The 24,423-nt window shown below is 65.1% G+C and carries 24 protein-coding genes; 11 read left to right on the forward strand and 13 right to left on the reverse strand.

The window, feature by feature from the left end; all coding sequences use genetic code 11:
• Nucleotides 1-99 precede the first annotated feature (99 nt).
• Nucleotides 100-462 (reverse strand): FKBP-type peptidyl-prolyl cis-trans isomerase, encoded by a 363-nt coding sequence (locus BHE97_RS13685; RefSeq protein WP_087624598.1) that lies wholly within the window; start codon nucleotides 460-462, stop codon nucleotides 100-102.
• A gap of 19 nt (nucleotides 463-481) precedes the next feature.
• Between BHE97_RS13685 and BHE97_RS13690 the strand changes: the two genes are divergently transcribed.
• Nucleotides 482-1,504, forward strand: a complete 1,023-nt coding sequence (locus BHE97_RS13690) for a zinc-dependent alcohol dehydrogenase family protein (protein ID WP_087624599.1) — start codon at nucleotides 482-484, stop codon at nucleotides 1,502-1,504.
• 50 nt (nucleotides 1,505-1,554) lie between these two features.
• On the opposite strand, the gene BHE97_RS13695 is transcribed toward BHE97_RS13690, so the two are convergent.
• Both BHE97_RS13695 and BHE97_RS13700 read right to left on the reverse strand, forming a co-directional pair.
• Nucleotides 1,555-2,763 (reverse strand): acyl-CoA dehydrogenase family protein, encoded by a 1,209-nt coding sequence (locus BHE97_RS13695; protein WP_087624600.1) that lies wholly within the window; start codon nucleotides 2,761-2,763, stop codon nucleotides 1,555-1,557.
• A 13-nt stretch (nucleotides 2,764-2,776) separates the two neighbouring features.
• Nucleotides 2,777-4,084 carry an acyl-CoA dehydrogenase family protein gene (locus BHE97_RS13700; protein ID WP_236757691.1) on the reverse strand — a complete coding sequence of 436 codons (1,308 nt, stop codon included), beginning with the start codon at nucleotides 4,082-4,084 and terminating at the stop codon, nucleotides 2,777-2,779.
• 155 nt (nucleotides 4,085-4,239) lie between these two features.
• Between BHE97_RS13700 and def the strand changes: the two genes are divergently transcribed.
• Nucleotides 4,240-4,833: a peptide deformylase gene (gene def / locus BHE97_RS13705; RefSeq protein WP_087624601.1), complete on the forward strand. Its 594-nt coding sequence runs from the start codon at nucleotides 4,240-4,242 to the stop codon at nucleotides 4,831-4,833.
• A gap of 83 nt (nucleotides 4,834-4,916) precedes the next feature.
• On the opposite strand, the gene BHE97_RS13710 is transcribed toward def, so the two are convergent.
• Both BHE97_RS13710 and BHE97_RS20730 read right to left on the reverse strand, forming a co-directional pair.
• On the reverse strand, nucleotides 4,917-5,342 hold the full coding sequence (locus BHE97_RS13710; RefSeq protein WP_087624602.1) for an RNA methyltransferase: 426 nt from the start codon (nucleotides 5,340-5,342) through the stop codon (nucleotides 4,917-4,919).
• Nucleotides 5,343-5,636: 294 nt separating this feature from the next.
• A complete protein-coding gene (locus BHE97_RS20730) occupies nucleotides 5,637-5,900 on the reverse strand; it encodes a hypothetical protein (RefSeq protein ID WP_236757692.1) in 264 nt (87 codons plus the stop codon).
• A 316-nt stretch (nucleotides 5,901-6,216) separates the two neighbouring features.
• Between BHE97_RS20730 and BHE97_RS13720 the strand changes: the two genes are divergently transcribed.
• The 5 genes from BHE97_RS13720 to BHE97_RS13740 are packed head-to-tail and all read left to right on the forward strand — an operon-like array spanning nucleotide 6,217 to nucleotide 15,089.
• Nucleotides 6,217-7,767 (forward strand): class I SAM-dependent DNA methyltransferase, encoded by a 1,551-nt coding sequence (locus BHE97_RS13720; protein WP_087624604.1) that lies wholly within the window; start codon nucleotides 6,217-6,219, stop codon nucleotides 7,765-7,767.
• The gene (locus BHE97_RS13725) at nucleotides 7,764-9,257 is read left to right on the forward strand and encodes a class I SAM-dependent DNA methyltransferase (RefSeq protein ID WP_087624605.1); all 1,494 of its coding nucleotides are present in this window, start codon (nucleotides 7,764-7,766) and stop codon (nucleotides 9,255-9,257) included. The genes BHE97_RS13720 and BHE97_RS13725 overlap by 4 nt, the downstream gene beginning before the upstream one ends.
• Nucleotides 9,254-10,444, forward strand: coding sequence for a restriction endonuclease subunit S (locus BHE97_RS13730; RefSeq protein WP_087624606.1), 1,191 nt, complete (start codon nucleotides 9,254-9,256; stop codon nucleotides 10,442-10,444). Before BHE97_RS13725 ends, BHE97_RS13730 begins: the two co-directional genes overlap by 4 nt.
• Nucleotides 10,444-13,380, forward strand: coding sequence for an HsdR family type I site-specific deoxyribonuclease (locus BHE97_RS13735; protein ID WP_087624607.1), 2,937 nt, complete (start codon nucleotides 10,444-10,446; stop codon nucleotides 13,378-13,380). Before BHE97_RS13730 ends, BHE97_RS13735 begins: the two co-directional genes overlap by 1 nt.
• Nucleotides 13,380-15,089, forward strand: a complete 1,710-nt coding sequence (locus BHE97_RS13740; RefSeq protein WP_087624608.1) for an ATP-binding protein — start codon at nucleotides 13,380-13,382, stop codon at nucleotides 15,087-15,089. The genes BHE97_RS13735 and BHE97_RS13740 overlap by 1 nt, the downstream gene beginning before the upstream one ends.
• 68 nt (nucleotides 15,090-15,157) lie before the next feature.
• Here BHE97_RS13740 and BHE97_RS13745 read toward each other — a convergent pair whose 3' ends face one another.
• On the reverse strand, nucleotides 15,158-16,048 hold the full coding sequence (locus BHE97_RS13745; RefSeq protein WP_087624609.1) for an RNA methyltransferase: 891 nt from the start codon (nucleotides 16,046-16,048) through the stop codon (nucleotides 15,158-15,160).
• Between the two features lie 18 nt (nucleotides 16,049-16,066).
• Here BHE97_RS13745 and BHE97_RS13750 point away from each other — a divergent pair, with 18 nt between their 5' ends.
• Entirely contained in the window at nucleotides 16,067-16,594 is a 528-nt protein-coding gene (locus BHE97_RS13750) for a YbhB/YbcL family Raf kinase inhibitor-like protein (RefSeq protein ID WP_087624610.1), read from the forward strand.
• Nucleotides 16,595-16,681: 87 nt separating this feature from the next.
• Here the strand turns inward: BHE97_RS13750 and BHE97_RS13755 are convergent, their stop codons facing one another.
• The 3 genes from BHE97_RS13755 to BHE97_RS13765 are packed head-to-tail and all read right to left on the reverse strand — an operon-like array spanning nucleotide 16,682 to nucleotide 19,064.
• On the reverse strand, nucleotides 16,682-17,779 hold the full coding sequence (locus BHE97_RS13755; RefSeq protein ID WP_087624611.1) for an SPFH domain-containing protein: 1,098 nt from the start codon (nucleotides 17,777-17,779) through the stop codon (nucleotides 16,682-16,684).
• A 14-nt stretch (nucleotides 17,780-17,793) separates the two neighbouring features.
• On the reverse strand, nucleotides 17,794-18,243 hold the full coding sequence (locus BHE97_RS13760; protein WP_087624612.1) for an NfeD family protein: 450 nt from the start codon (nucleotides 18,241-18,243) through the stop codon (nucleotides 17,794-17,796).
• 14 nt (nucleotides 18,244-18,257) lie between these two features.
• On the reverse strand, nucleotides 18,258-19,064 hold the full coding sequence (locus tag BHE97_RS13765; RefSeq protein WP_087624613.1) for an ABC transporter ATP-binding protein: 807 nt from the start codon (nucleotides 19,062-19,064) through the stop codon (nucleotides 18,258-18,260).
• Between the two features lie 77 nt (nucleotides 19,065-19,141).
• Here BHE97_RS13765 and serB point away from each other — a divergent pair, with 77 nt between their 5' ends.
• Entirely contained in the window at nucleotides 19,142-20,359 is a 1,218-nt protein-coding gene (gene serB, locus BHE97_RS13770) for a phosphoserine phosphatase SerB (RefSeq protein WP_087624614.1), read from the forward strand.
• Between the two features lie 25 nt (nucleotides 20,360-20,384).
• Here serB and BHE97_RS13775 read toward each other — a convergent pair whose 3' ends face one another.
• A complete protein-coding gene (locus tag BHE97_RS13775; RefSeq protein WP_087624709.1) occupies nucleotides 20,385-20,600 on the reverse strand; it encodes a dodecin in 216 nt (71 codons plus the stop codon).
• 65 nt (nucleotides 20,601-20,665) lie between these two features.
• Here BHE97_RS13775 and BHE97_RS13780 point away from each other — a divergent pair, with 65 nt between their 5' ends.
• Both BHE97_RS13780 and BHE97_RS13785 read left to right on the forward strand, forming a co-directional pair.
• Complete coding sequence (locus BHE97_RS13780) at nucleotides 20,666-20,974, forward strand: DUF3099 domain-containing protein (RefSeq protein WP_170931431.1); 309 nt, start codon at nucleotides 20,666-20,668, stop codon at nucleotides 20,972-20,974.
• A gap of 4 nt (nucleotides 20,975-20,978) precedes the next feature.
• Nucleotides 20,979-21,746 carry an SURF1 family protein gene (locus BHE97_RS13785; RefSeq protein WP_087624616.1) on the forward strand — a complete coding sequence of 256 codons (768 nt, stop codon included), beginning with the start codon at nucleotides 20,979-20,981 and terminating at the stop codon, nucleotides 21,744-21,746.
• Here the strand turns inward: BHE97_RS13785 and BHE97_RS13790 are convergent.
• The 3 genes from BHE97_RS13790 to sufU form a co-directional block, all read right to left on the reverse strand.
• The gene (locus tag BHE97_RS13790) at nucleotides 21,733-23,334 is read right to left on the reverse strand and encodes an ABC-F family ATP-binding cassette domain-containing protein (RefSeq protein ID WP_087624617.1); all 1,602 of its coding nucleotides are present in this window, start codon (nucleotides 23,332-23,334) and stop codon (nucleotides 21,733-21,735) included. The genes BHE97_RS13785 and BHE97_RS13790 overlap by 14 nt on opposite strands.
• Before the next feature lie 252 nt (nucleotides 23,335-23,586).
• A complete protein-coding gene (locus BHE97_RS13795) occupies nucleotides 23,587-23,946 on the reverse strand; it encodes a metal-sulfur cluster assembly factor (protein WP_087624618.1) in 360 nt (119 codons plus the stop codon).
• Between the two features lie 4 nt (nucleotides 23,947-23,950).
• Nucleotides 23,951-24,421, reverse strand: coding sequence for a Fe-S cluster assembly sulfur transfer protein SufU (gene sufU / locus BHE97_RS13800; protein ID WP_087624619.1), 471 nt, complete (start codon nucleotides 24,419-24,421; stop codon nucleotides 23,951-23,953).
• Nucleotides 24,422-24,423: the final 2 nt, after the last annotated feature.

Here is a 24,423-nt window from a genome sequence, read left to right on the forward strand (position 1 = left end):
AGCGGTGGTTGATGACACACCGCTCTCGGTCCAGAGCGCAGAAAGAATGCTCTCGCGAGCCACAACGCCCACGAGAGCATCCCTACCGAGCAGGATCGCTCAGCCGACGCCGAGCAGGTCGATGATGAAGACGAGCGTGCGGCCAGAGAGTCGGTGACCCCCGCCGGCCGGGCCGTAGGCAAGCTCCGGCGGGGCGATGATCTGGCGGCGACCGCCGACCTTCATCCCGGGGATGCCCTGCTGCCAGGCGGCGATGAGCTGAGGAAGCGGGAAGCGCGCGGACTGCCCGCGATCCCACGAGGCGTCGAACTGCTCTCCGGTCTCGAAGTCGACACCCACGTAGTGGACGTCGACGACGCCACCGGGCACCGCCTCGGGACCGTCGCCCTCGATCAGGTCCGCGACCTGGAGCTCGGCGGGCGGGGGTCCTTCGATGAAGTCGACTTCAGGCTTGGAGGTCATACCTGCCATCCTTGCACGTATGCGCGCGACGATCCTCACATCCCCGGGCACCATCGAGATCCAGACCGTTCCAGATCCGCAGCTGACGACCGACACCGATGCCGTCGTGCGGGTGGTGGCCTCGTGCATCTGCGGCAGCGATCTGTGGCCCTATCGAGGGCTCGAGGGTGAGCAGCCCGAGCCCCGGCGGATCGGGCACGAGTTCGTCGGCGTCGTGGAACAGGTCGGCAGTTCCGTCAGCGCGGTGCGGCCGGGTGATTTCGTCATCGCCCCCTTCCTCTACAGCGACAACACCTGTGCTCTGTGCGAGCGCGGCGTCCACACCTCCTGCGTCAACGGCGGCGGCTATGAAGGATGCCAGTGCGAGATCGTGCGTGTCCCCCAGGCCGATGGCACCCTGGTGCGCGTGCCGGGTGGCGAGCCCGACGAGGCGCTCGTCCCGCACCTGCTCACACTCTCGGATGTCTTTCCGACCGGCCATCACGCCGCCGTCAGCGCTGGCGTCCGCGAGGGCAGCACCGTCGCGGTCGTGGGCGACGGAGCCGTCGGACTGAGTGCCATCCTGGCCGCCAAACGACTGGGCGCCTCCACCGTGGTCGCCATGTCGCGACACGCCGACCGGCAGGAGATCGCCCGCGGATTCGGCGCCGACGAGATCGTCGAGTCCCGCGGCAAGGAGGGCGCGGCCGAAGTCCGCGAGATCCTCAACGGAATCGGCGCAGATGCCGTCCTCGAATGCGTGGGCACCGGTGACAGCCTCAAGCAGGCGTTCATGTCCACCCGCCCGGGCGGCACGGTCGGCTACGTGGGCCTCCCCCACGACGCGATCATCGACCCTCGCGGCAACTTCTATCGCAATATCGGACTCGCCGGCGGTGTCGCTCCCGTGCGGCGCTATCTCGACGAGCTGCTTCCCGATGTGCTCGACGGTTCCATCGAGCCCGGCAGGGTCTTCGATCTCATGCTCGATCTCGACGAGGTGGCCGACGGCTATCGGGCGATGGACGAGCGCCGGGCGACCAAGGTGCTGCTCACTCCCTGATCGCCCGGCGGTCCTCAGCTCTGCCAGCGCTGCTGCTCGCGCCGCGTCCGCTATTTGAGCTGCGAGCTGGTCAGTCCCAGCACACGGCGAGCCACGATCAGCTGCTGGATCTGCTGTGTGCCCTCGAAGATGTCGAGGATCTTGGAGTCGCGGGACCACTTCTCCAGGAACTCGACCTCGCTATAGCCGACGGTGCTGGCCAGCTCGACACAGCGGAGCGTGATCTGATTACCGACCCGACCGGCCTTCGCCTTGGCCATCGAGGCCTCCAACGAGTTCGGCTTGCGATTGTCGGCCATCCACGCGGCGCTGAGCGTCAAGAGATGGGCCGCTTCCCAGTCGGCCTCCATCTGCAGGAAGGTCGCGGCAGCGGCCGACTGCGACTGGGCCGGACGGTCATAGTCGATCTCGATGCCGGCATCGGTCAGCAACTCACGGGTGAGCTCGAGGGCCGCCCGTGCACAGCCGACGGCCATCCCGGCCACCAATGGCCGCGTGTTGTCGAAGGTGGCCATCGCGCCGGCGAAACCCTTCGAGGTGTCGATCTCGGGATCGCCGAGCAGATTGGCGGCCGGGACCCGACAGTCCTCCAGCACGATGACCGCCGTGTCCGAGGCCCGGATGCCGAGCTTGTGCTCCAGGCGCTCGACTCGGATGCCGGGCAGCGACTTGGGCACGACGAAGGACTTGATCGCAGCGCGCCCCTTGCTCTTGTCGAGAGTCGCCCAGACGACCACGGAGTCGGCGCGCTCACCGGAGGTAACGAAGATCTTCTCTCCGTTGAGGACGTACTCGTCGCCGTCCTTGACCGCCGTGGTCTTGATGGCCGCCGAGTCCGAGCCGAAACTCGGTTCGGTGATGGCCATAGCGGCCCAGGTGTCCTTGAACCGCTCGAGCTGCTCGTCATTGGCGACCGAGGCGATCGCCGAGTTTCCGAGTCCCTGGCGCGGCATCGACAGCAGCAGGCCGACATCGCCCCAGCACATCTCGATGACCGAGAGCACGGACGACATATTGGTGCCGTTCTTGACCCCGTCCTTGTCGTCATCCTTCACGCGGACGCCCGCGGCGCCGGCACCCTGGCTCTGCCCGGACTCGTTCATGCCGTCGACGAGTGAGGCGAGGAGGTCGAGCTCCTTGGGGTAGGCGTGCTCGGCGAGGTCATAGGTTCGCGAGTTGGCGCGGAGGAAGTTGGTGGCGACCTCGTTGACCTGCTTGACGAAACCGCGGTACTTCTTGGGAGTTTCCAGATTGATCATGATCGTGTCGCCCTCAGACGAGGACCGCTCCTTCCATCACGCCGATGGCGCGCAGATCGCGATACCACCGCTCGACCGGGTGCTCCTTGACGAAACCGTGACCGCCGAGCATCTGCACCCCATCGGTGCCGATCTTCATGCCGTACTCCGCGGTCAGCTTGCGTGCGAGGGCTATCTCGCGGGAGGCGTCGAGGCCCTGGTCGACGCGTGAGGCTGCGCGCAGGGTCACCAGGCGCATGCCCTCGAGCTCGATCGCCATGTCGGCAACCGTGAAGGCCACCGCCTGGCGGTGGGCGATCGGCTCGCCGAAGGCCTCGCGCGTTGTCACGTAGTCCTTGACGTAGCCGAGGGTGGTGCGGGCGGTCCCGAGGGCGAGACCGGCCCAGGCGAGGCGTGAGAGCCGCACCATCTCACGGCAGTCCTCGACGGAGCCCAGGATGGCGTCCTCGGAGACCTCCACACCGTCGAGGGCCAGGCGTGAGAGCCCGGCGGCCCGAAGGCCCATGCTGGGGTCGTCGGCCACCTGCACCCCCGCGGCGCTCGCCTCGACGATGATCATCGACGGGCCGCGTCCCTCGACCTCGGCGGTGACGACGAAGAGCTCCGCCTCGCTCCCCCGCACGACTCCGGACTTGAGACCCGAGACCGTGTAACCCGCGCCGGCACGTCGGGCCGTGGTCTGCGGGGCCAGAGGATCGAAGAGCACAAGCGGCTCGGCGACCGCGAGGGCCGCAGCGGGGACATCGTCCCCGGCGAAGGCGGAGAGATAGCTCTGCTGCTGACCGTCGGTACCCCAGAGGGCGATCGCGGTGGCGACGGCCGAGGGCGCGAGACACGCGACCGCCTGCCCCATGTCGCCGGAGGCGAGGGCCTCGGCCACGAGCACGCCCGTGACCGCCGACCGCTCCTGCGAGAGCCCACCGAGATCCTCGGGGATGTTGATGAGCGACAGCCCGAAGTCGTTCGTCCGACCGAGGACCTCCTTGGGCGTGTCGTTGACGGCCTCGGCGCTCTCGGCGCCCGGCCGCAGGACCTCGCGCGCGAACTCCTCCACGACCTCGACCATCATCTGCTGGTCATCGGTCGGGGTGAGATCGAAGACACCGTTGGGGCCCGAGGTCGAGGGCCGTGCGCCCTGTCCTCCCGACCGCACCTTCGTGAACGTGCGCTGGGCCGTGCCGGCGGCCTTGAAGCCGTTCCTGGCTCCGTGATAGACGACTCTCTGGGTCGCGTCGCGCAAGCCGAAGCGGTCGATGACCGACGACTGCGCTAGCCGGTTCAGGACCTTGAGGCCGACGCCCATGGGATCGGTGCGAGCCACTGCGGTGCTCCTGTTCGAGATCGGATGGCGATACAAGTAACTGCGGTTTGCAGTTTCACATACCGAGAGTATCCGAAAGTGGGAACACTGCCAAGCAGGTGCCCCGGGCGAGGTCGATAGTGTGGTGCCGATCATCCGTCGTCAGGAGTCCTTCCGTGAGCAGTGCCGAGCAGTCCCGTCCCCTCCCCGAGGGTGGCAAGGTCCTCCCCATCACCCGCTGGGGCACCCCGGTGATGCACCACGAACTGCGCGATGTCACCGAGTTCGACGACGAGCTCGCGACCTTGGTGGCAGACATGACCGCCACGATGTACGCAGCTGAGGGAGTCGGCCTGGCGGCCAATCAGGTCGGCGTCGATCTCAAGGTCTTCGTCTTCGACTGCCCCGATGCCGATCACCAGCGGATCACCGGCGTCGTCTGCAATCCGGTCCTGACCCTCCCCGAAGGCAAGGACCGCAAGCTGGATGCCGCCGACGAAGGATGCCTCTCACTGCCCGGGGCCTTCGCCGAGTGCGCGCGGCCCGATCTCGCCACAGTGCGAGGCGTCGATCACCACGGGGAGCCCGTCGAGTTCACCGGCACCGGTCTGCTCGCCCGCTGCTTGCAGCACGAGACCGATCACCTCTTCGGCACGGTCTTCGGCGACCGCGTCCCCGACCGGGCCCGCAAGAAGCTCTACAAGCAGCACCATGCCCTCGCCGAGGACTATCCCGACGATTGGCCCGTCTCGCCCATGCGCGAGGACTGACTCTCCGAACCACTTTTGCCGGGTTATGGCCCTTCAAGATGGCCCTGAGGGGCCACAACCCGGCAAAAGTCGGACCCGAAGGGTCAGCGCGGGCGGAAGTGCCAGCAGGCGATGGCGGTGGAGGCGGCCACATTCAGCGAGTCGATGCCTGCAGCCATCGGGATCGTGACGCGGTGGTCGGCGGCTCGCTGCCAGTGCTCGGTCAGGCCCGGGCCCTCCGAGCCGATGACCACGGCCAGCCGCTCACCGGCTTCGGGTTCGAACTCGTCCAGCGGCACCGAATCGGCGGCCAGCGACATCGCGTAGCTGGTGAAGCCATGCGCACGCAGCAGCTCGGGTGCGCCGTACCAGTCGTCGATCCGCGCATAGGGCAGCGAGAAGACCGCCCCCATGGCGACCTTCACCGATCGTCGATAGAGCGGATCGGCGCAGCGCGGGGACAAGAGCACGGCATCGAATCCGAGCGCCGCGACATTGCGCATGACGGCACCGATATTGGAAGCGGTCATAAGGCGTCCTGGAGCATCTACGGCGCGTGGACTCGGTTCCTACCGGTCGACACGCCGATGAAATGAACATCGCGTCTCCGCAGATCAGAAGGTAAATACGGCCGCTCGGTCGTCATCGTCGGCCGGCTAGGAGTGTTCAATAAACCCTATGTGCCTCACTCCCCCACACACTGCCATGCTGGGACTGCGCAGCGGCGACCTGAGCTTGGGCTGATGGCACTCATCGGACTCGTTCGGGTCGGGACAGACCCTCAGGACGCGAGGTTGCAACGGCAAGCACTCGAGCCGATCTGCTCACGTCTCTTCGAGGAGACAGCATCGCGTCAACGCCTGATCAAGAACCGCTCCGGGCTCCTCGCTGCTGTGGCGGAGGTCGGCGACGGGGATGTGCTTACCGTGACCCACGCACGGAGCCTGAGCACGAGCATGGTCGACGGACTCGAGGCACTGCTGGACCTCGTTGACCGAGGAGTCGCAGTGAAGGTCCTCAATGGCCTCGCCGCGGGCGAGCACGCCGGAGACTCGGAGCTCCTCGCTGACATCCGCGAGCTCAGACAACTACGTCGAGAGCTCCAAAGCTCCCGCATCCGGGCCGGCATCCAGACGGCACGGGAACACGGAGGCAGCCACGGCCGACCACGCACCATCAGCGACGAGACGCAGCGCGAGATTAGGATGCGGAGAGATCGAGGAGAATCGTTGCGCAGGATCGCCGGAAGTGCTGGCGTGTCGATTGGAACCGCCCACCGCGTGCTGGCGCGACAAGGGCCTAGTCAGGGCACGTTGTCCCCTCAGCCATGAGCTGAGTCGGTATCGACCGTAACGTGAGTCGGTAGCGCCTTTGTCGCGTGGTGGAGCAATAGCTAGGAGACGGATGACCGAGGATGAGGCACGCGCGGCAGCGCGGGCATTGCTGCCCCACGGCGGGAGCGATCCGCTGACGCTGGCGGAGCTTGAGCAGTACCTTGCCGCCGCGGCTGACCTGCTGCGAGGCAGCATCGACCAGGCCGACTTCAAGGCGTACATCTTCCCGCTGATGTTCTTCAAGCGGATCAGCGACGTCTACCTCGAGGAGTACGCCCAAGCGCTGGACGAGTCCGGGGGCGACCACGAGTTCGCCCTGTTCGCGGAGAACCACCGCTTCGTGATCCCGCCCGGCAGCCACTGGGAAGACGTGCGCACCCACGCAGCGAACATCGGCACCGCCTTGCAGACTGCGTTCCGCGAGATCGAGAAGGCGAACCCCGAGACGCTGTACGGCATCTTCGGCAACGCCAGCTGGACCAACAAGGACAAGCTGCCCGATCGCAAGCTCGCCGATCTCATCGAGCACTTCTCGAGTAAGGCGCTGACCAACGCCGCTGTGCCGCCCGACGTGTTCGGCAATGCATACGAGTACCTCATCAAGAGGTTCGCCGACCAGTCGAACAAGAAGGCAGGCGAGTACTACACGCCGCGCTCGGTGGTCGGCCTGCTCGTCAACATCCTCGACCCCACAGAGGGCGAAACGGTCTACGACCCGGCCTGCGGCACGGGTGGCATGCTGATCGAGGTCATTGAGCACGTGAAGGCCGCCGGCGGCAGCCCCAAGACGCTCTGGGGCAAGCTCTACGGGCAGGAGAAGGTGCTCGCGACCTCCGCCATCGCACGAATGAACCTTCTGCTCCACGGCATCGAGGACTTCAAAATCGTCCGCGAGGACACGCTGCGCAACCCTGCCTTCTACACGGGAAACAACCTCGCGCAATTCGACTGCGTCGTCGCCAACCCGCCGTTCTCGCTCAAGAACTGGGGCGAGCCCGAGTGGGCATCCGACAAGTGGGGCCGGAATACGCTCGGTGGTGTCCCCCCTAAGGGGTACGCCGACTGGGCGTGGGTCCAGCACATGCTCACCTCGGCGAAGCCGAAGACTGGGCGCGTCGCGGTGGTCCTGCCCCAGGGCGCGCTCTTCCGACAAGGCGCTGAGGCGCGGATCCGCACCCAGGTGCTCAAGTCGGACCTCGTCGACGCGGTCATCGGCTTGGCTCCCAACCTGTTCTACGGCACCGGTCTCGCCGCCTGCGCGCTCATCCTCCGGCAGGTGAAGCAGCCCGGTGAGAAGGGCAAGGTGCTCTTCATCAACGGTGAAGACCTGTTCAAGCGCGGACGTAACCAAAACACCCTCCAGCCTGAGCACGCCCAGCAGATTCTCGATGCCTATGACCTCTACTCCGACATCGAGGGCCGCTCGCGCGTCGTCGACTTGGCCGAGATCGAGGGCAACGACTACAGCCTGAATATCCCGCTCTACGTGGCCCCACACGACACCGGTGAGAAGCTCACGTTCGCGGACGCTCTAGCCAATCTCGAGACGGCGCATGCCGAGGCAACCAAGACGCGTGCCGCGCTGGAGGCCGAGCTGGTGAAGTGGGGGCTATCTGTATGAGCACCAGGATCACGCAGCGCGAGCTGGAGAACTACCTGTGGGGCGCGGCGATCGTGCTCCGCGGTCTCATCGACGCCGGTGACTACAAGCAGTACATCTTCCCTCTGGTCTTCCTGAAGCGGATCTCTGACGTCTACGACGAGGAGCACGCCGCCGCGATGGAGGTGTACGACGATGAGGAGCTCGCCGACCTCCCGGAGAACCACCGCTTCGCCATCCCCCACGGCTGCCACTGGAACGACATCCGCGGCGTCACGCACAACATCGGCGCGGCACTCCTGCACGCCATGCGCTCCATTGAGAAGGCCAACCCCGACACACTCCCCGGCGTGTTCGGCGACGGCGACTGGGGCAACAAGGACCTGCTCCCGGACTCGACGCTGGCCGACCTCTTCGAGCACCTCTCCACCAAGACGCTCTCGATCGCCAACCTGCCCGAAGACGAGCTCGGCAACGGCTACGAGTACCTGATCAAGAAGTTCGCCGACGACTCCGGTCACACGGCGCAGGAGTTCTACACCAACCGCACGCTCGTGCACCTGATGACGAAGATGCTCGAGCCGCAACCCGGTGAGTCGGTCTACGACCCCACTTGCGGAACCGGTGGAATGCTTATCTCCACCGCCGCCGAGCTCAAGCGGCAGGGCAAGGAGTGGCGCAACCTGCGCCTCTACGGTCAGGAGCTCAACTACGGGACCTCGGCCATCGCGCGGATGAACCTGTTCCTCCACGGCATCACCGACGGCCACATCGCCCATGGTGACACCCTCAGCCGACCGGCGTTCCTTGACGGCAAGGGCCATCTGCAGACCTTCGATGTCGTGCTGGCAAACCCGCCCTACTCCATCAAGGCATGGAACCGCGCTGCGTTCGCCAAGGACCCGTACGGTCGGAACGTGTGGGGAGTGCCACCTCAAGGACGCGCCGACTACGCATTCTTCCAGCACATCGCCAAGAGTCTCGACTCCAAGGCCGGACGAGCGGCCATTCTGTTCCCCCACGGCGTGCTCTTCCGCCGAGAAGAGGCAGCCCTGCGTGAAGCTCTGGTGAAGTCCGACCTCATCGAGTGCGTGCTCGGACTCGGTGCCGGACTGTTCTACAACAGCCCCATGGAGGCCGTGGTCGTCACGCTCCGCGCCAACAAGCCCGCCGAGCACCGGGGCAAGGTGCTGTTCATCAACGCCGTGAAGGAAGTCGCCCGCGAACAGGCACAGTCCTTCCTCCGCGAGTCGCACCAGCACAGGATCCTGGACGCCTATCACGCATTCGAGCCACAGGACGGGTTCGCTGCTGTTGCCACTCTCGACCAGATCGTCGACAAGGACCACAGTCTCGCGATCCCGCTATACGTCGCCGGCACATCCGGCAAGGAAGCCGATGAGCACGTCGATGTCGGCGATGCCGTGGCCCAGTGGGGAGCTGCCGCGCAGGTGTCAGATCAGGCAATTACTGACGTTCTCGCGCTGCTGAGAGCGGAGGTGACCGCGTGAGCCTCAACCTCGACAAGTCGCACTGGACGCGGGTCACCTTCGGAGACGTTGTTCGCAACGTCAATGAGACCGTCCGTGATCTCGAAGCGGCCGGCATCGACCGCGTCATCGCGATGGAGCACATGGACCCCGGCGAGCTGAAAATCAGCCGGTGGGGTTCAACAGAGGACCGCACGACCTTCACGCGGCGCGTGAAGCCCGGCCAAACACTCTTCGGCAAGCGCCGCGCATACCAGCGCAAGGTCGCCTACGCCGAGTTCGACGCCGTCTGTTCTGGTGACATCTATACCTTCGAGTCCGATGAGACGCAGCTTCGCGGAGACCTGCTTCCATTCCTGGTCCGGTCGAACGGCTTTTTCGAGCATGCTCTCGGCACATCAGCCGGCTCGCTTTCACCGCGCACGAACTGGCGTGAGCTGAAGGACTTCGAGTTCGGCCTCCCTCCACTCGACGAGCAGAAGCGAATCGCTGACCTCCTCTGGTCCGTCGAGCGCCATCGGGTCAACACGCTGAGTTCCGAAATGGAGGTGTCAGGTGCGAAGTCATTGATGCTTGCCGAGCGCCTAGCCTCGGGTGCGGAGGAGCGCGGCTGGCCCCTAGAGCCCGTATCGGAGCTTGTTACTTCGGGGCCGACGAACGGGAAGTCTGCCCGCGCTAACGACGAGCAGCGAGGCGTGCCGACCTTAAGCATCAGCGCCGTGCGCGATGGCGGGGTGCGTGGCGGTGACTCTGTGAAGTGGATCGAGGTTGACCCCGACTCGGTGAGCTCGTTCCGCCTTCAGCCAAGTGACTTCCTCGTCGTGCGTGGCAATGGCAACCGCTCGCTGACCGGTCGTGGTGGCCTGGTCAATGGCGGCCTTCCCGTGGGTTGCATCTATCCGGACCTCCTCATCCGCCTTCGATTCAATCCAGACCGGATGCTGCCGGCCTTCGCGACCGAACAGTGGAACAGCGCAGCCGTGCATGCGTCGCTATTGGAGAACGCCAAGTCGACGAATGGGATCTGGAAGATCAACGGCAAGGACATCAAGTCCCATCAACTGGTAGTTCCGCCGCTCAGGGATCAGGTCCAAATCCTGGAGGAGACGGCATCATTTGACGAAGCGCTCGATGCCGCGCGGGCCGAGGTTTCGACTCTTGAGGTACTGAGCTCTGCATTCCTGAGTGAGATTTTCGGAGGCGACTGATGGCGCAGTTCAACGAGGCGAACTCAGTCCGCGACTTCATCCGGGACCTGGTGAAGTCCATCGACGTCCAATTCGTGCCCGGCAACGAACTGCCCCGTCGTACAGACGAGGTGTTGCTGGAAGGCGTGCTGAAGAGAGCGTTGATCAATCTCAACCCGGAGATCGAGGCGGATCCTGCTAAGGCGGAGGAAGTCATCTACAGCCTCCGCGCGATCCTGATCGCGGCTCGCAACAGCCCACATCCGGTGGTTGCCAACGAGGAGTTCATGGCGTTGCTGACCGGGCAGAAGTCGATGCCGTTCGGGCCGAACGGCGAACACACCACGGTTCGGCTGATCGACTTCGACCATGTCGACGAGGACTCGTCGAACGAGTGGATCGTCTCGACCGAGGTGACCTTCAAGCAGGGTCGGCTGGAGAAGCGGTTCGATCTCGTGCTGTGGTGCAATGGTCTGCCTCTCGTGGTTGGCGAGGCGAAGACGCCGATCCGTCCGGCGTACACGTGGATCGACGGGGCCGCGCAGATCCACGACGACTACGAGCAAAGTGTCCCGCAGTTCTTTGTGCCCAACGTGTTCTCCTTCGCGACCGAGGGCAAGGACTTCCGTTACGGCACCATCGGCATGCCTGTCGATCTCTGGGGCCCCTGGCGCGAAGACCCTACTGATGAGGATGCGCCGGCGAAGATCGGTCTCGTCGCGGTCCAAGAGGCCGTCGAAGGCGTCCTCACTCCCCGTGCGGTGCTCGACTTTCTGCGGTTCTTCACCCTCTACGCGACTGACAAGAAGCACCGCAAGATCAAGATCATCGCGCGATTCCAGCAGGTCCAGGCGACCAATCTGATCGTCGACCGAGTACTGCTCGGCAAGGTCAAGCAGGGCCTGATCTGGCACTTCCAGGGCTCGGGAAAGTCGCTCCTCACGGTCTTCACTGCGCTCAAACTGCGCGCGATGGCCGAGCTCACGAACCCGACGATCTTGATCGTGGTCGACCGCATCGACCTGGACACCCAGATCACAGGCACCTTCAACGCCTCGGACGTCTCGGGCTTGGTGTCGACGGACTCGCGAGCGCAGCTCCAGACATTGCTCAGCCAGGGCGCGCGGAAGATCATCATCACCACGATCCACAAGTTCGGCGAGGCACCTGGTGTCCTCGACGCTCGGCAGAACATCATTGCGATGGTCGACGAGGCTCACCGCTCGCAGGAGGGCGACTATGGGCAGAAGATGCGTGAGGCCCTGCCCAATGCGTACGTCTTCGGTCTGACCGGTACGCCGATCAATCGGCGCGACCGCAACACGTTCAAGTGGTTCGGCGCACCCGAAGACGAGGGCGGGTACCTGTCACGGTACTCATTCCAGGACTCCATCCGCGACGGTGCGACCCTTCCGTTGCACTTCGAGCCACGACTCTCAGAAATCCACATCGACCAGGAAGCGATCGACGCGGCGTTCGAGGAACTCGCCACGGATCGCGATCTGTCCGAGAGCGACAAGATCACCCTCTCGAAGAAGGCGGCCTCGATCGAGGTGCTGATCAAGACGCCCTCGCGCATCGCGAAGATCGCTGCCGACATCGCCGCCCACTTCCAAACCAAAGTGGAGCCGCAGGGTTTCAAGGCGCAGGTCGTCGCGTACGACAAGGCCTCCTGCGTCGCGTACAAGAACGAGCTCGACAAGCACCTTGGGCCCGAAGCATCGACCATCGTCATGTCGAAGACCCGAGGTGACTCGCCCGACTGGGCGAAGTGGACCCCAGGTGCCGAGGAGCTTGAGCAGGTTGTCGCGCGGTTCAATGACCCGACCGACCCGCTCGAGATCATCATCGTGACGGCGAAGCTGCTGACCGGGTTTGACGCTCCGATCCTCTACTGCCAGTACCTCGACAAGCCGCTGAAGGAGCACACGCTGCTCCAAGCGATCACTCGCACCAACCGGGTGTACCCGCCGGACAAGACCCACGGCCTGATCGTCGACTACCTCGGCATCTTCGACGACGTCGCCAGATCCCTCTCCTTCGATGAGCAGGCCGTCCGGGAGGTCGTCTCCAATATCGAGGAGCTCAAGACTCAGCTCGCGCCGGCGATGGCTGCCGCACTTGCGTTCTTCCCCGGGGTCGACCGCACGGTAGGCGGGTACGAAGGCCTCGTCCAGGCGCAATCCGTGATCGCTGACGATGTCACGAAGGACGCCTTCGGAGCGGCCTACAGCGTGGTGTCGCAGTTGTGGGAGGCGCTCAGTCCCGACCCCATGCTGGGCGAGCATCGCGACGACTACCGCTGGCTCACGGATGTCTACGAGTCGGTGCGCCCCTCCGACATCACGGGGCGACTCGTGTGGCACGCGCTCGGAGCCAAGACAATCGACCTGATCAACGAGCACGTCGCCGTCGAGATCCCGCAGAACACCGAGACGATCGTGCTCGATGCTCAGACGATCGAAGACCTGATGACCGGTCGGCGCACCGACATCCCCACCGAAGAAATCGAGCGTCAGATCACCGCACGCATCGCCCGGCACCTGCATAACCCGGTCTTCGTCGAACTCGGCCAGCGCCTCAACGACCTGCGCGAGCGCTACGCCGACATCCAACAGTCCAGCCTCGACTTCCTCCGAGAGCTTCTCGAACTCGCCCGCGACACCGTTGCTGCCGAGAAAGCAGTAGACGAGGTACCCCGTGAAGAGCAGGGCAAGGCGGCACTGACTGAGCTGTTCGACGCTCTTAAGGGCGATCAGACCCCGATCATCGTCGAGAACGTCGTCAACCGGATCGACGAGGTCGTCCGTGGGGTCCGCTTCGAGGGGTGGCAGTCCACGATCCGCGGCGACCAGGAGGTCCGCCAAGCTCTGCGGAAGACCCTCTACGTCCAGTTCAAGATCCGCGACAACGACGTCTTCGAGAATGCCCTCGGCTACGTTCGGGAGTACTACTGATGAGAGTCCGACAGTTCCGACTGGAGCGTTACCGATCCATTCTCAAAAGCGAGGGAATGGATCTAAGGACCAAGACTGTACTCGTTGGCCCGAATAACGAAGGGAAGTCGAACATCCTTCGTGGTCTGGTTGTTGGGCTGCGAGCAATCTCCGACATCGGTGACCGTAGGCCGTATCCCACAAGCGGCCGCGCGCGACGAGAGGACTGGGATTTCGAAACGTACACGTGGGAGTCGGATCTTCCCGACGTCGTTCGAGAGACGAAGCCGAACTCAGCCACCGTTCTGGAGTTTGACTTCGAGCTCAGTGAAGAGGAAGTCGACGAGTTCAAGTCGCGCACAAAGAGCGGTAATAACGGTACCTTGAAGGTCCGACTCCGTCTCTACCGTGAACGACGTGAGATGGAGATTATCAAGCAGGGACCGGGTAGCAAGAAGATTAACGAGAAGCAGGTCGTCATCGCGAAATTCATTTCTGAGCGAGTTCGCGTTCAGTACATCCCTGCATCCCGTCCTGCGGTCGAGTCAGTCGCATTGATGCGCGCTGAGGTACGCTCCCGTCTTGCGGCATTGGAGAGCGATCAGCAGTATCGAGAGGCGCTGGACGTTGTGCTTGGTCGCCGGAAGGATGCCTTGGCACCGCTCGGCGCATCGGTTACCGAAGCGCTTCGACGATTCCTCCCGAACGTCAGATCCGTCGATATTGAGCCAAGCGGACACGACTACTTCGGAGTAAGCTCGTGGGCCAGGGCAGCTTTTGACTTCATGGTCGACGACGGCGTGAAAACACCGCTCGCGTCGAAGGGTGACGGTGTGCAGCGCCTCGCTGCCATCTCTTTAGCGCACTCTCTGACACAGACAACCAAAAATGCCGACCTGATTCTCGCCGTCGAAGAACCCGAGGCCCACCTTCATCCCGCAGCGGTGCACGAGCTTCGCGTTGTCCTGGACGAGATCGCCCAAGATCAACAGGTCGTTATCACAACCCATAGCGCATTGCTCGTGAGTCGTGACGATATCGCAGGCAACGTTATTATCCGGCAGAACCGCGCAGTTCAGGCGGAGTCGCTCGGTCAGATCCGCGATGTCCTCGGGGTTCGCATCGAGGATAACCTCCACTCGGCGAGCGTCATCTTGCTCGTTGAAGGGCTCGGCGACAAGAGAATCGTCGAGGCGCTCCTGGCTGCTCAAAGCACGATAATCAAAGCCGCGCTGGCAGACGGGACGCTGCGCATCGAGATCACCACCGGCGCACCCAATATTGCGTACCAGTTCCGTCACTTCTATGACGGTGTCTGCCGCGTTCACGCTCTACTCGACGATGACGCTGCAGGGCGCAAGGCTCTCGAAGCCCTCGAGAAGGAGCACGGATTCAGCTATCTTGACGCGACCATGGTGACGGTCGTCGGCATGAACGACTCGGAGGTGGAAGATCTGTTCGACGAAGCATTCCTGGGACCGGACATCCTCGCTCGATTCAACGTGACCCTGGATCCTGCTCACACTCACCCGCAAAAGAAGTTCAAGCTGCGTATGCAAGACTACTTCGCAGGCTCCGGTCAAGGTTGGACTAAGGCGATCGAGGACGACCTCAAGACCCTCGTTGCCGATGCCGTCGAGCGCGATCCGGTCGCCGCCCTTCGGGCCGAACGAAGAGGACCGCTCGATGCCCTCGTTCGCGAAATTGAATCCAAGCTAGAATCGTCGTGACCCTCTGCAGCGACCCGATTCCCTGTCCAATAGGCGCTGGGGCAACCACCCCACTATGCTTCCTGTTCCTATCGCGTCGCGTAGAACGCCACGGCCGCCGACGCCGCGACGTTCAGCGAGTCCACGCCGCGCATCATCGGGATCGTCACCCGGCGGTCGAGCCGACGATCGGCCTGGCGCGTCAGCCCGTGTCCCTCCGTCCCGAACACCAGCGCCAGATGCGGGTGACCCTCGGCAACCAGATCGTCGAGTGTGATCGCTCCCTCGCCAAGCGTCATGCCGGCCACGACGTACCCGTGCTCCTTGATCATGTCGATGTCGCCAGGCCATGAGTCGATGCGTGCCCACGGAACCTGGAAGACTGTCCCCATCGACACCCTGATCGAGCGGCGATACAGCGGGTCCGCACAGCTGGGAGTGACCAGAACACCGTCCACACCGATCGCCGCAGCCGACCTGAAAGCGGCACCAAGATTCGTGTGGTCCACAATGTTCTCGAAGATCGCGATCCGTGACCGTGTCCTCGTATTCGAGGAGAACTGCGGGGTTTCACGACCGCCCACGTTGGTGTGATCGACCAGATCCTCGGCCACGAGCACACGATGAGCCGAGGCCAGCACCACCTCGGGAGTCGCCGGTTCGGGCCGCTCCATCGCCGCCAACGCGCCACGATGCACGTGGAATCCGGTGACCTGCTCGATCGTCTTCTCATCGAGGACGTAACAGGGCGCATCGGTCGTCTGCAGCACATCGGCTAGTGACTCCATCCACCGCGGGGCGAGCAGAAGGGAGCGGGGACGGTGGCCCGCCTCGACGGCCCGGCGCACGACCTTCTCCCCCTCGGCGATGTAGAGGCCGCGCTCGGTCTCCAGGAGCTTGCGCAGGCTCACGTCGCGTAGATCGGTGTAGTCGCGCAAACGCGGATCGTCCGCGCCCGCGACCTGAATCAGCTCGGCCACCGATCTAGGCTACGGAGTATGAGCCTTGAACGACCCGTGACCCCCGACCCGTATCCGCTTCTCCCGGCCGCGGCCGTCTTCGATGTGCGCAGCGACGATATCTCCGACGGTCTGCCACTCAAGGACGACCAGGTCAACGCGGCCGGTGACACCTCGCCGCATCTGGCGTGGGGTGATCCGCCGGAGGGAACCAAGTCCTTCGTCGTGACATGTTTCGATCCCGATGCGCCTATCGTGTCCGGCTTCTGGCACTGGGTGGTCGTGGACCTGCCGGCCGACACCCGCGAGCTGCCGGCCGGAGCCGGTGCCTCGGATGACAGCCTGCCGGGGGCGGCCTTCCATGTCCGCAACGACGGCGGCGGGCTGAACTTCATGGGTGCCGCCCCGCCGAAGGGCGATCAGGTACACCGCTACTACTTCGTGGTCCACGCCGTCGGCGAGGAGTCCCTCGGCGTCGACGCGTCCGTCTCTCCCGCGGTGGTCGGCTTCAACCTGGCCTTCAAGACCCTCGGCCGCGCCATCCTCCACGGCACCTACCAGCACTGACGACAGAACCCGTTGAGTGGGACGTTCGGACGGCTGATTCGCCGTTTTCACCGTCCAAACGTCCCACTCAACGGGTTTTGGGTGAGGTCAGGCGGTGGGGTCGCTCTCGGCAGGCGCTCCCTCATCGTCATCGGGGCGGGCGACCGGGGACTCGGCTTGGCGAGCGGCCTTGATGGCCTCCTCCACCGCCGAAGAGGTGTCCTCGCTGGCGACCGGAGCCTCGTCGACGATCTCCTCGTCCAGATCGACCTCGCGACGGCTACCCCCGCTGTCGACAGGGATGTCACCGATCGCACCGCCGAGCGTGCCGAGAGCCTTGGTGAGCTCGGCCGGAATGATCCAGGTCGACGCGTTCTCGCCCGAGGCGATCTTCGGCAGCGTCTGCAGATACTGATACGAGAGCAGCTTCTGATCGGCGTTGCCGTTGTGGATCGCCTGGAAGACGGTCTCGATGGCACGGCCCTCACCCTGGGCGCGGAGGATCGCAGCCTGCCGCTCGCCCTCCGCCGACAAGATCGCCGACTGCTTCTCACCTTCGGCCTTGAGGATCGACGACTGCTTCTCGCCCTCGGCAGTCAGGATCGCCGACTGCCGCTCACCCTCCGCGGTCAGGATCGCCGCCCGCTTGTCACGGTCGGCACGCATCTGCTTCTCCATCGCGTCGATGATGGTGGGCGGCGGGTCGATGCTCTTCAGCTCGACTTGGTTGACCTTGATGCCCCAGCGCGCCGTCGCGGAGTCGAGCTCGGCACCGAGCGTGCGGTTGATCTGGTCACGGCTGGTTAGCGTGTGCTCCAGCGTCATGCCGCCGATGATGTTACGGACAGTCGTCATCGTCAGCTGGTGGATCGCGTCGATATAGCTGACGATCTCGTATGTCGCCGACACCGGATCGTTGACGGTGAAGTAGATCACCGTGTCGATCTCCACCGTCAGGTTGTCCTCGGTGATGACGCCCTGCGGCGGGAAGGAGACGACCTGCTCACGCTGATCGACTCGGTACCTGACCCGATCCAGGAACGGGATGATCAGGTGCGGTCCTGAGTTCAGCGATGTGCGATAGCGGCCGAGCCGCTCCACGATGCCGGCGTGATTCTGCGGGATGATCTTGACCGACATCGAGACGACGACCACGAGGAGCAGGACCACGAGGCCGACGAAGACGGCGAGGGCGGAGGCCACCATTGTCGTTCTTCCTTTCAGTGATGGGCGGCGGTGACACGCGCGATCGGGCCTTCGATGGCCACGACGAGCACCTCCGTCCCGGGTTCGAAGGTCGTATCAGCATCGAGTACGCGGGCGGTCCAGCGCTGGCCGTCGATCATGACCTGTCCAGCGTGGGCGGAGACCTGCTCATCGACCGTGGCGTACCGGCCGACGAGACCGTGCTGGCCGGAGGGCAGTGTGGGTCCGCGGTGGATGCGCTTGACCATCTTCGGCCGGACCAGTGTCAGCATGCTGCCCGAGACACCGCCGAAGACCAGCAAACACAGGACGAACGGCGCTCCGAGTGCGGCGACAGCGGCGGCAGCGAAGGCACCGACACCGAACATCAGGAAGACGAACTCCATGCTGGCGATCTCGACGACCGACAGCACGACGCCGATCGCCGTCCAGGTGAGCCAGATATCGTCGCCGAGCCAGTCCATGATCTATGTCTCTATCACGAAGCGGCGCGCCGCGCCGCGGGCTGTCGTCGGGCGGTGAAGCGACCGCGGTCCTCGCGGAGTTCGAGGCGCTGGCCGAAGGCTCTACTCAGCACATCGGAGGTCAGGACCTCGCGCAGCGGGCCTCGCCCGATGACCTTTCCCTCCGCGAGGATCAGCGCGTGCGTAAAGCCCTGCGGGATCTCCTCGACGTGGTGGGTGACGAGGACGAAGGCCGCGCCGGCTGGGTCGCTGGACAGGACATCCAGGCTCGCGAGCAGATCCTCGCGCGCGCCGAGATCGAGTCCGGCCCCCGGTTCGTCGAGCAGCACAGCCTCGGGATCGGTCATCAGCGCGCGGGCGATGAGGACCCGCTTCTTCTCCCCCTCGGACAGCGTGCCGAAGCTGCGGTCGGCGAGGGGCGCGATGCCCAGCTCCGCGAGCAGCTGGTCGACCCGGCCGAAGTCGTGTTCGTCGTACTCCTCGTTCCAGCGGCCGACCACGGCGTACGCGGCGGAGAGCACCACATTGCGCACCGCCTCGCGCGCCGGGATGCGGTCGGAGACCACGGTGGAGGTGTGCCCGATCCGGGTGCGCAGTTCGAAGACGTCGACCTGGCCGAGGGTCTCGTCGAGGATGCGGACTCGGCCCGCGGTGGGGTGCAGCGAGGCGCCGAGGATCTGCAGGAGGGTCGTCTTGCCGGCTCCGTTGGGCCCGATGACCACCCAGTGCTCACCGGCTTGGACGGTCCAGGACACCGAGTCGAGGAGCTTCCTGCCTGAACGGATGACCGTCACGTCGTCCAGCTCGAAGACAGCTGACATGCATCCTCCTGGTCGCGACGGCCCGGTCATCCCAACCTATCGTGTCGCCGGTGAGGGCTGACGCTACCCTCGACTCGATGACCTCCGAGCATGTTCCCGCAGCCCTCCATCTCACCGTGCCGACAGTGCTGGTGACGTTGATCGGACCCGACCGCCCCGGCGTCTCGACCCGTCTGTTCGCCGAGGCGGCGGACTTCGATGTCGAGGTGATCGATGTCGAGCAGCTCGTGGTGCGCGGACGACTGGTGCTGAGCACCCTCCTGACCGAGCCGGAGTCGCCGGAGCAACTCGAGGAGGCCATCCGCGCTTTCGCCGCACCGCTGGGCCTCGAGGTGTGGTTCGAGCACGGCGTGGGCGACAACCGTCCCCGGCGGATCGGACGTGCCCAGGTCATCGTGCTCGGTGGACCGCTCCGGCCGTCCGCGATGTCGGCCATCACCGACGGCATCCGCCGCCTCGGGGGCAATATCGACCGCATCGTCCGCATGGCGCGCTATCCGGTGACCGCGATCCGCATGGAAGTGTCCGGCGCGGATCCCGATGCCCTGCAGCGCGACCTCGCCAGCATCGGCCACGCCGAGGGAGTCGACGTGGCGGTCCAGGAGAACGGCATCGGACGCCATGCCCAGCGCCTCGTGGTCATGGACGTCGACTCGACGCTCATCCAGGGCGAGGTCATCGAGATGCTCGCCTCGCACGCCGGCTGTGAGGCTCAGGTCGCTGAGGTCACCGAGCGGGCCATGCGCGGAGAACTCGACTTCGCCGACTCACTCCGCGCTCGCGTGGCGCAGCTCGAAGGCATCCCGGCCAGCGCCCTCGATGACGTCTACGCCAGCATCGCCTATACACCGGGCGCGCGGACGATGATCCGTACGCTCAAGCGCCTCGGCTACCGATTCGCGCTCGTCAGCGGCGGTTTCACGCAGATCATCGAGCGGATCGCCGAGGAGCTCGGCATCGACTACTTCGCGGCCAACGAACTGGAGATCGTCGACGGACACCTCACCGGCCGCGTCGTGGGCGAGGTCGTCGACCGCGCCGGGAAGGCGACGGCCCTGCGTCGGTTCGCGGCCGAGGCTGGTATCGCCGAGCGCAACACCGTGGCGATCGGCGATGGCGCCAATGACCTCGACATGCTTGCTGCCGCCGGCCTGGGCATCGCCTTCAATGCCAAGCCCCTCGTCCGCGACCAGGCGCGCACCAGTGTCAACGTGCCCTATCTGGACACTGTGGTGTTCCTCATGGGCATCACCCGCGAAGAGGTCGAGGCGGCCGACGCCGCCGACCAGACCTGACCGAGGGCGCCGCCCGTCGGCACCGTCACTCGTCGTCTTCGAGACGGAAGCCCAGCTTGAGCGTCACCTGGTAGTGCTCGACCTCATCGTCGACGATCTGCCCGCGGATACCGACCACCTCGAACCAGTCCAGGTGGCGCAGGGTCTGGGAGGCGCGCTTGATGCCGCTCTGCACAGCCTCGGTCACGCCCTCAGGCGAGGTTCCGACGATCTCGGTCACACGGTACGTACGGTTACTCATGCGTCCCATCATGCCCCTCCCCTCGCCCTGCAGGCGACCAGGGAGGTCAGCGTAGAGTGGAGAGCGTGAAGCTTCGAAGGAAGCGCGATGAGGTGCACTCGATCACCTCGGCCGCTCAGTCGCACAGTGAGGCCACCTGGTCACGCGAGAAACGCTATGCCATCTCGATGGCGATCCGCACGGTGTGCTTCCTCGGAGCGGTCGCCGCGAGCGGCCCCCTGCGCTGGACCCTGCTGGTCGGGGCCGTCTTCCTTCCCTATGTCGCCGTGATCTTCGCCAACTCGCCTGCCCGCAAGGCCAGCGACGGTCCCTCACCCTTCGGACACGAGCGTCCCGAGCTCGAGCGGTCACGCCGCGAGCTCGACGAGGACTAGATCGGTGCTGCGTTTCCTGTGGACCCCCCGCTGGCTGGGGTTCGGTGCCTTCGTCATCGCCCTGGCCGTGACCTGCGTGCTCCTCGGAATGTGGCAGCACGACCGGCACGAGCAACGCCAACAGCGCAATGCGCAGGTCGAGAACCATGCCGAGTCCGATCCGGTTCCGATCCAGCAGGTGGCTCCACCCGGCACAGAGTGGCCCGCCGAGGACGAGTGGACCCAGGTGACCGCCACCGGTCGTTACGACGCCGAGCGCGAGGTGCTGGTCAAGTTCCAACAGCGCGGCAGCCAGCCCGGGGTCGACGTCGTGACACCACTCGTCCTCGACGACGGCAGCGCGGTCCTGGTCGACCGAGGATGGGTCCAGACACCGAACACGGCCTCGCGCCCCGACGACATCCCGCCCCCGCCGAGCGGCCGGGTGACGGTGACCGGATGGCTGCGCGCCGACAGCACCAATGACGGACAAGCAGTGCGGCCCGAGGACGGACAGGTCCGGCTGATCAGCAGCAAGGCGCTCGCCGAGCTCGTGCCCCAGGAGCTGGCCACGGGATATATCGCCCTGCGCGAGCAGAACCCTCCCCTGGACGGCCTCGAGCCCTCCGAACCGCCCGAGCTCGGCATGGGCGTCAATCTCTTCTATTCGTGGCAGTGGTACTTCTTCGCCGGGCTGGCTGCCTTCGGTTTCTTCTGGTTCGCGCGGGCAGAGCTGAAGGAACGCCGCCGTGAGCCCCAGTCACACGAGACCGACCAGCTCACGCCAAGCTGATCAGATCGAAGTAGCTGTCGGACCAGATGTCCTCATCCCCATCGGGCAGCAGGAGGACGCGGTCGGGGTCCAGAGCGGCCACGGCGCCCTCATCGTGTGTCACCAGGATGATCGCGCCCTCATAGGAGCGGATCGCCCCGAGGACCTCCTCGCGCGAGGCGGGATCGAGGTTATTGGTCGGCTCGTCGAGCAACAGGACATTGGCCTTCGAGACGATCAGGCTCGCCAGTGCCAGCCGAGTCTTCTCCCCGCCGGACAGCACCGCGGCCGGCTTCGCGACATCGTCGCCGGTGAACAGGAACTGACCCAGGACGCTGCGTGCCTCGGTCTCGGTGAGCTCGGGAGCAGCCCGCTGCATGTTGTCGAGGATCGTGCGGCTCGTGTCGAGGGTCTCGTGCTCCTGCGCGTAATAGCCGAGCTTGAGTCCGTGTCCCGGCCGGATCTCGCCGGTGTCCGGCTCGTCCATGTCGCCCAGGATGCGTAGCAGCGTCGTCTTGCCCGCGCCGTTCAGACCGAGGATCACCACACGGCTGCCCCGGTCGATGGCCAGGTCGACGTCCATGAAGACCTCGAGCGATCCGTACGACTTCGACAGGCCTTCGGCCATGAGTGGCGTCTTGCCGCACGGGGCGGGCTTGGGGAAGCCGATCTTGGCGACCTTCTCGGTCTGCCGCTCGTCTTCGAGCCCCGCCATCATCTTCTCAGCGCGCTTGATCATGTTCTGCGCGGCGACCGCCTTGGTGGCCTTCGCGCGCATCTTCTCGGCCTGCTGCAAGAGCCGTTCAGCCGTCTTGACGGTATTGGCGCGTTCGCGCTTGCGACGCTCCTCGTCGGCCTCGCGCTGCTTCAGATAGGCCTTCCAGCCCATGTTGTAGATGTCGATGACCTGGCGGTTGCCGTCGAGATAGAAGACCTTGTTGACGGTCGTCTCGATGAGGTCGACATCGTGGCTGATGACGATGAAGCCACCGGAGAAGTCCGCGAGGAACTGGCGCAACCAGACGATGGAGTCGTGGTCGAGGTGGTTGGTGGGCTCGTCGAGGAGCAGGATCTCCGCATCGGAGAACAGGATGCGGGCGAGCTCGACGCGGCGACGCTGACCTCCGGAGAGCGTGCTGAGGGGCTGCTCCAGGATGCGCTCGGGCAGAGCGAGCGACATCGCCATGGCATCGGCCTCGGATTCCGCCGCATAGCCGCCCGCTGACTGGAAATCGGCATCGGCCGCCGTATAGCGCTTCATGCCGCGCTCGGCGACCTCGGGTTCGGAGGACGCCATCTCCTCCTCGGCCATGCGCAGTCGGCGCATGGCATCGTCCAGTCCCCGCACCGAAAGGATGCGGTTGCGTGCGCTCACCGTCATGTCGTCGACCCGCGGATCCTGCGGCAGGTAGCCCACGGAGCCGGTGCGGGTGATCGTGCCGGCCGAGGGCTCTCCCCCGGCGCCGGCGAGCATCTTGGTGAGGGTGGTCTTGCCCGCGCCGTTGCGGCCGACCAGGCCGATCTTGTCGCCCTTGGCGACGCGGAACGAGACATCGGACATGAGGACGCGGGCGCCGAAACGCAGCTCCACGCCGGAGGCGGTGATCACGGGAGAACTCCAGAGGACATCAGGGACGGATGGGGCGAGACACGGCATCGTCGCGCGATGCCGGACCGTCACTCTCTCTGGATCAGCACCGGACCATCCTACCGGCCCGCCCCAGGCCGTCCGGACCCGGAGCGGAGGTATAGGCCGTGGGCACGGCAAAGGCGGTGAGCCTTTCCGCAGGTCATCGACCGAAGTGCGGAATGACTCACCGCCCAGGGCGCCGGTGCGGGATAACTCACCGCCCAGGAAGGGTCAGCCGATATTGAAGCCGAGGGCGCGCAACATCTCGCGGCCGTCATCGGTGATCTTGTCCGGCCCCCACGGCGGCATCCATACCCAGTCGATGCGGAACTCGTTGACGATGCCATCGAGCGCCGCGCGGGTCTGATCCTCGATGACATCGGTCAGCGGGCAAGCCGCCGAGGTGAGCGTCATCTGCAGCACCGCATTGCTGTGGTCATCGACATGCGCGCCGTAGACCAGGCCGAGGTCGACGACATTGATGCCGAGCTCGGGGTCGACGACGTCCTTCATGGCCTCGATGACGTCATCGGAGCTGGTGGGCTTCGGGGAGGTGTCGACCTGAGGCAGGTCGGAGTGGTCGGTGGTCATGGTGTCACTTGCCTCTCTCGTCGGACAGGGTCTGATCGGAAGCGGCGAGCGCCTGGGAGGTGGCGTCCTTCCACGCCATCCACCCGAGCAGCGCGCACTTCACGCGCGCCGGGAACTGCGCCACCCCGGCGAAAGCGATGCCGTCCTCGAGCACGTCCTCATCGGGGGTGACCTGGCCGCGGCCGTGCATCACCTCGGCGAAGGAGTCGAGAACCCGCATCGCCTCCTCGACGGTCTTGCCCGGCAGCAGGTCGTACAGCACCGAGGCCGACGCCTGACTGATGGAACAGCCCTCCGCGTCATAGGAGATATCGGACACCCGGTCGCCGTCCAGATGCACCCGCAGGGTGATCTCATCGCCGCAGGTGGGATTGACGTGATGCACCTCGGCCTCGTACGGCACGCGGAGTCCGGCCCCGTGGGGATTCTTGTAGTGATCCAGGATGATCTCCTGGTACAGGGCGTCGACGTCCATGC

Source organism: Aeromicrobium sp. PE09-221, assembly GCF_002174305.1.
GTDB lineage: Bacteria > Actinomycetota > Actinomycetes > Propionibacteriales > Nocardioidaceae > Aeromicrobium.

Bases quoted from the DNA above. Each gene is read 5' to 3' on its own strand.
- BHE97_RS13690 (WP_087624599.1), top strand. From the start codon at position 482: ATGCGCGCGACGATCCTCACATCCCCGGGCACCATCGAGATCCAGACC.
- BHE97_RS13735 (WP_087624607.1), top strand. From the start codon at position 10,444: ATGGCGCAGTTCAACGAGGCGAACTCAGTCCGCGACTTCATCCGGGAC.
- BHE97_RS13775 (WP_087624709.1), bottom strand. From the start codon at position 20,600: ATGAGTAACCGTACGTACCGTGTGACCGAGATCGTCGGAACCTCGCCT.
- BHE97_RS13795 (WP_087624618.1), bottom strand. From the start codon at position 23,946: ATGACCACCGACCACTCCGACCTGCCTCAGGTCGACACCTCCCCGAAG.
- sufU (WP_087624619.1), bottom strand. From the start codon at position 24,421: ATGGACGTCGACGCCCTGTACCAGGAGATCATCCTGGATCACTACAAG.
- BHE97_RS13760 (WP_087624612.1), bottom strand. From the start codon at position 18,243: ATGGACTGGCTCGGCGACGATATCTGGCTCACCTGGACGGCGATCGGC.
- serB (WP_087624614.1), top strand. From the start codon at position 19,142: ATGACCTCCGAGCATGTTCCCGCAGCCCTCCATCTCACCGTGCCGACA.
- BHE97_RS13725 (WP_087624605.1), top strand. From the start codon at position 7,764: ATGAGCACCAGGATCACGCAGCGCGAGCTGGAGAACTACCTGTGGGGC.
- BHE97_RS13695 (WP_087624600.1), bottom strand. From the start codon at position 2,763: ATGATCAATCTGGAAACTCCCAAGAAGTACCGCGGTTTCGTCAAGCAG.
- BHE97_RS13755 (WP_087624611.1), bottom strand. From the start codon at position 17,779: ATGGTGGCCTCCGCCCTCGCCGTCTTCGTCGGCCTCGTGGTCCTGCTC.
- BHE97_RS13765 (WP_087624613.1), bottom strand. From the start codon at position 19,064: ATGTCAGCTGTCTTCGAGCTGGACGACGTGACGGTCATCCGTTCAGGC.
- BHE97_RS13740 (WP_087624608.1), top strand. From the start codon at position 13,380: ATGAGAGTCCGACAGTTCCGACTGGAGCGTTACCGATCCATTCTCAAA.
- BHE97_RS13720 (WP_087624604.1), top strand. From the start codon at position 6,217: ATGACCGAGGATGAGGCACGCGCGGCAGCGCGGGCATTGCTGCCCCAC.
- BHE97_RS13685 (WP_087624598.1), bottom strand. From the start codon at position 462: ATGACCTCCAAGCCTGAAGTCGACTTCATCGAAGGACCCCCGCCCGCC.
- BHE97_RS13750 (WP_087624610.1), top strand. From the start codon at position 16,067: ATGAGCCTTGAACGACCCGTGACCCCCGACCCGTATCCGCTTCTCCCG.
- BHE97_RS13710 (WP_087624602.1), bottom strand. From the start codon at position 5,342: ATGACCGCTTCCAATATCGGTGCCGTCATGCGCAATGTCGCGGCGCTC.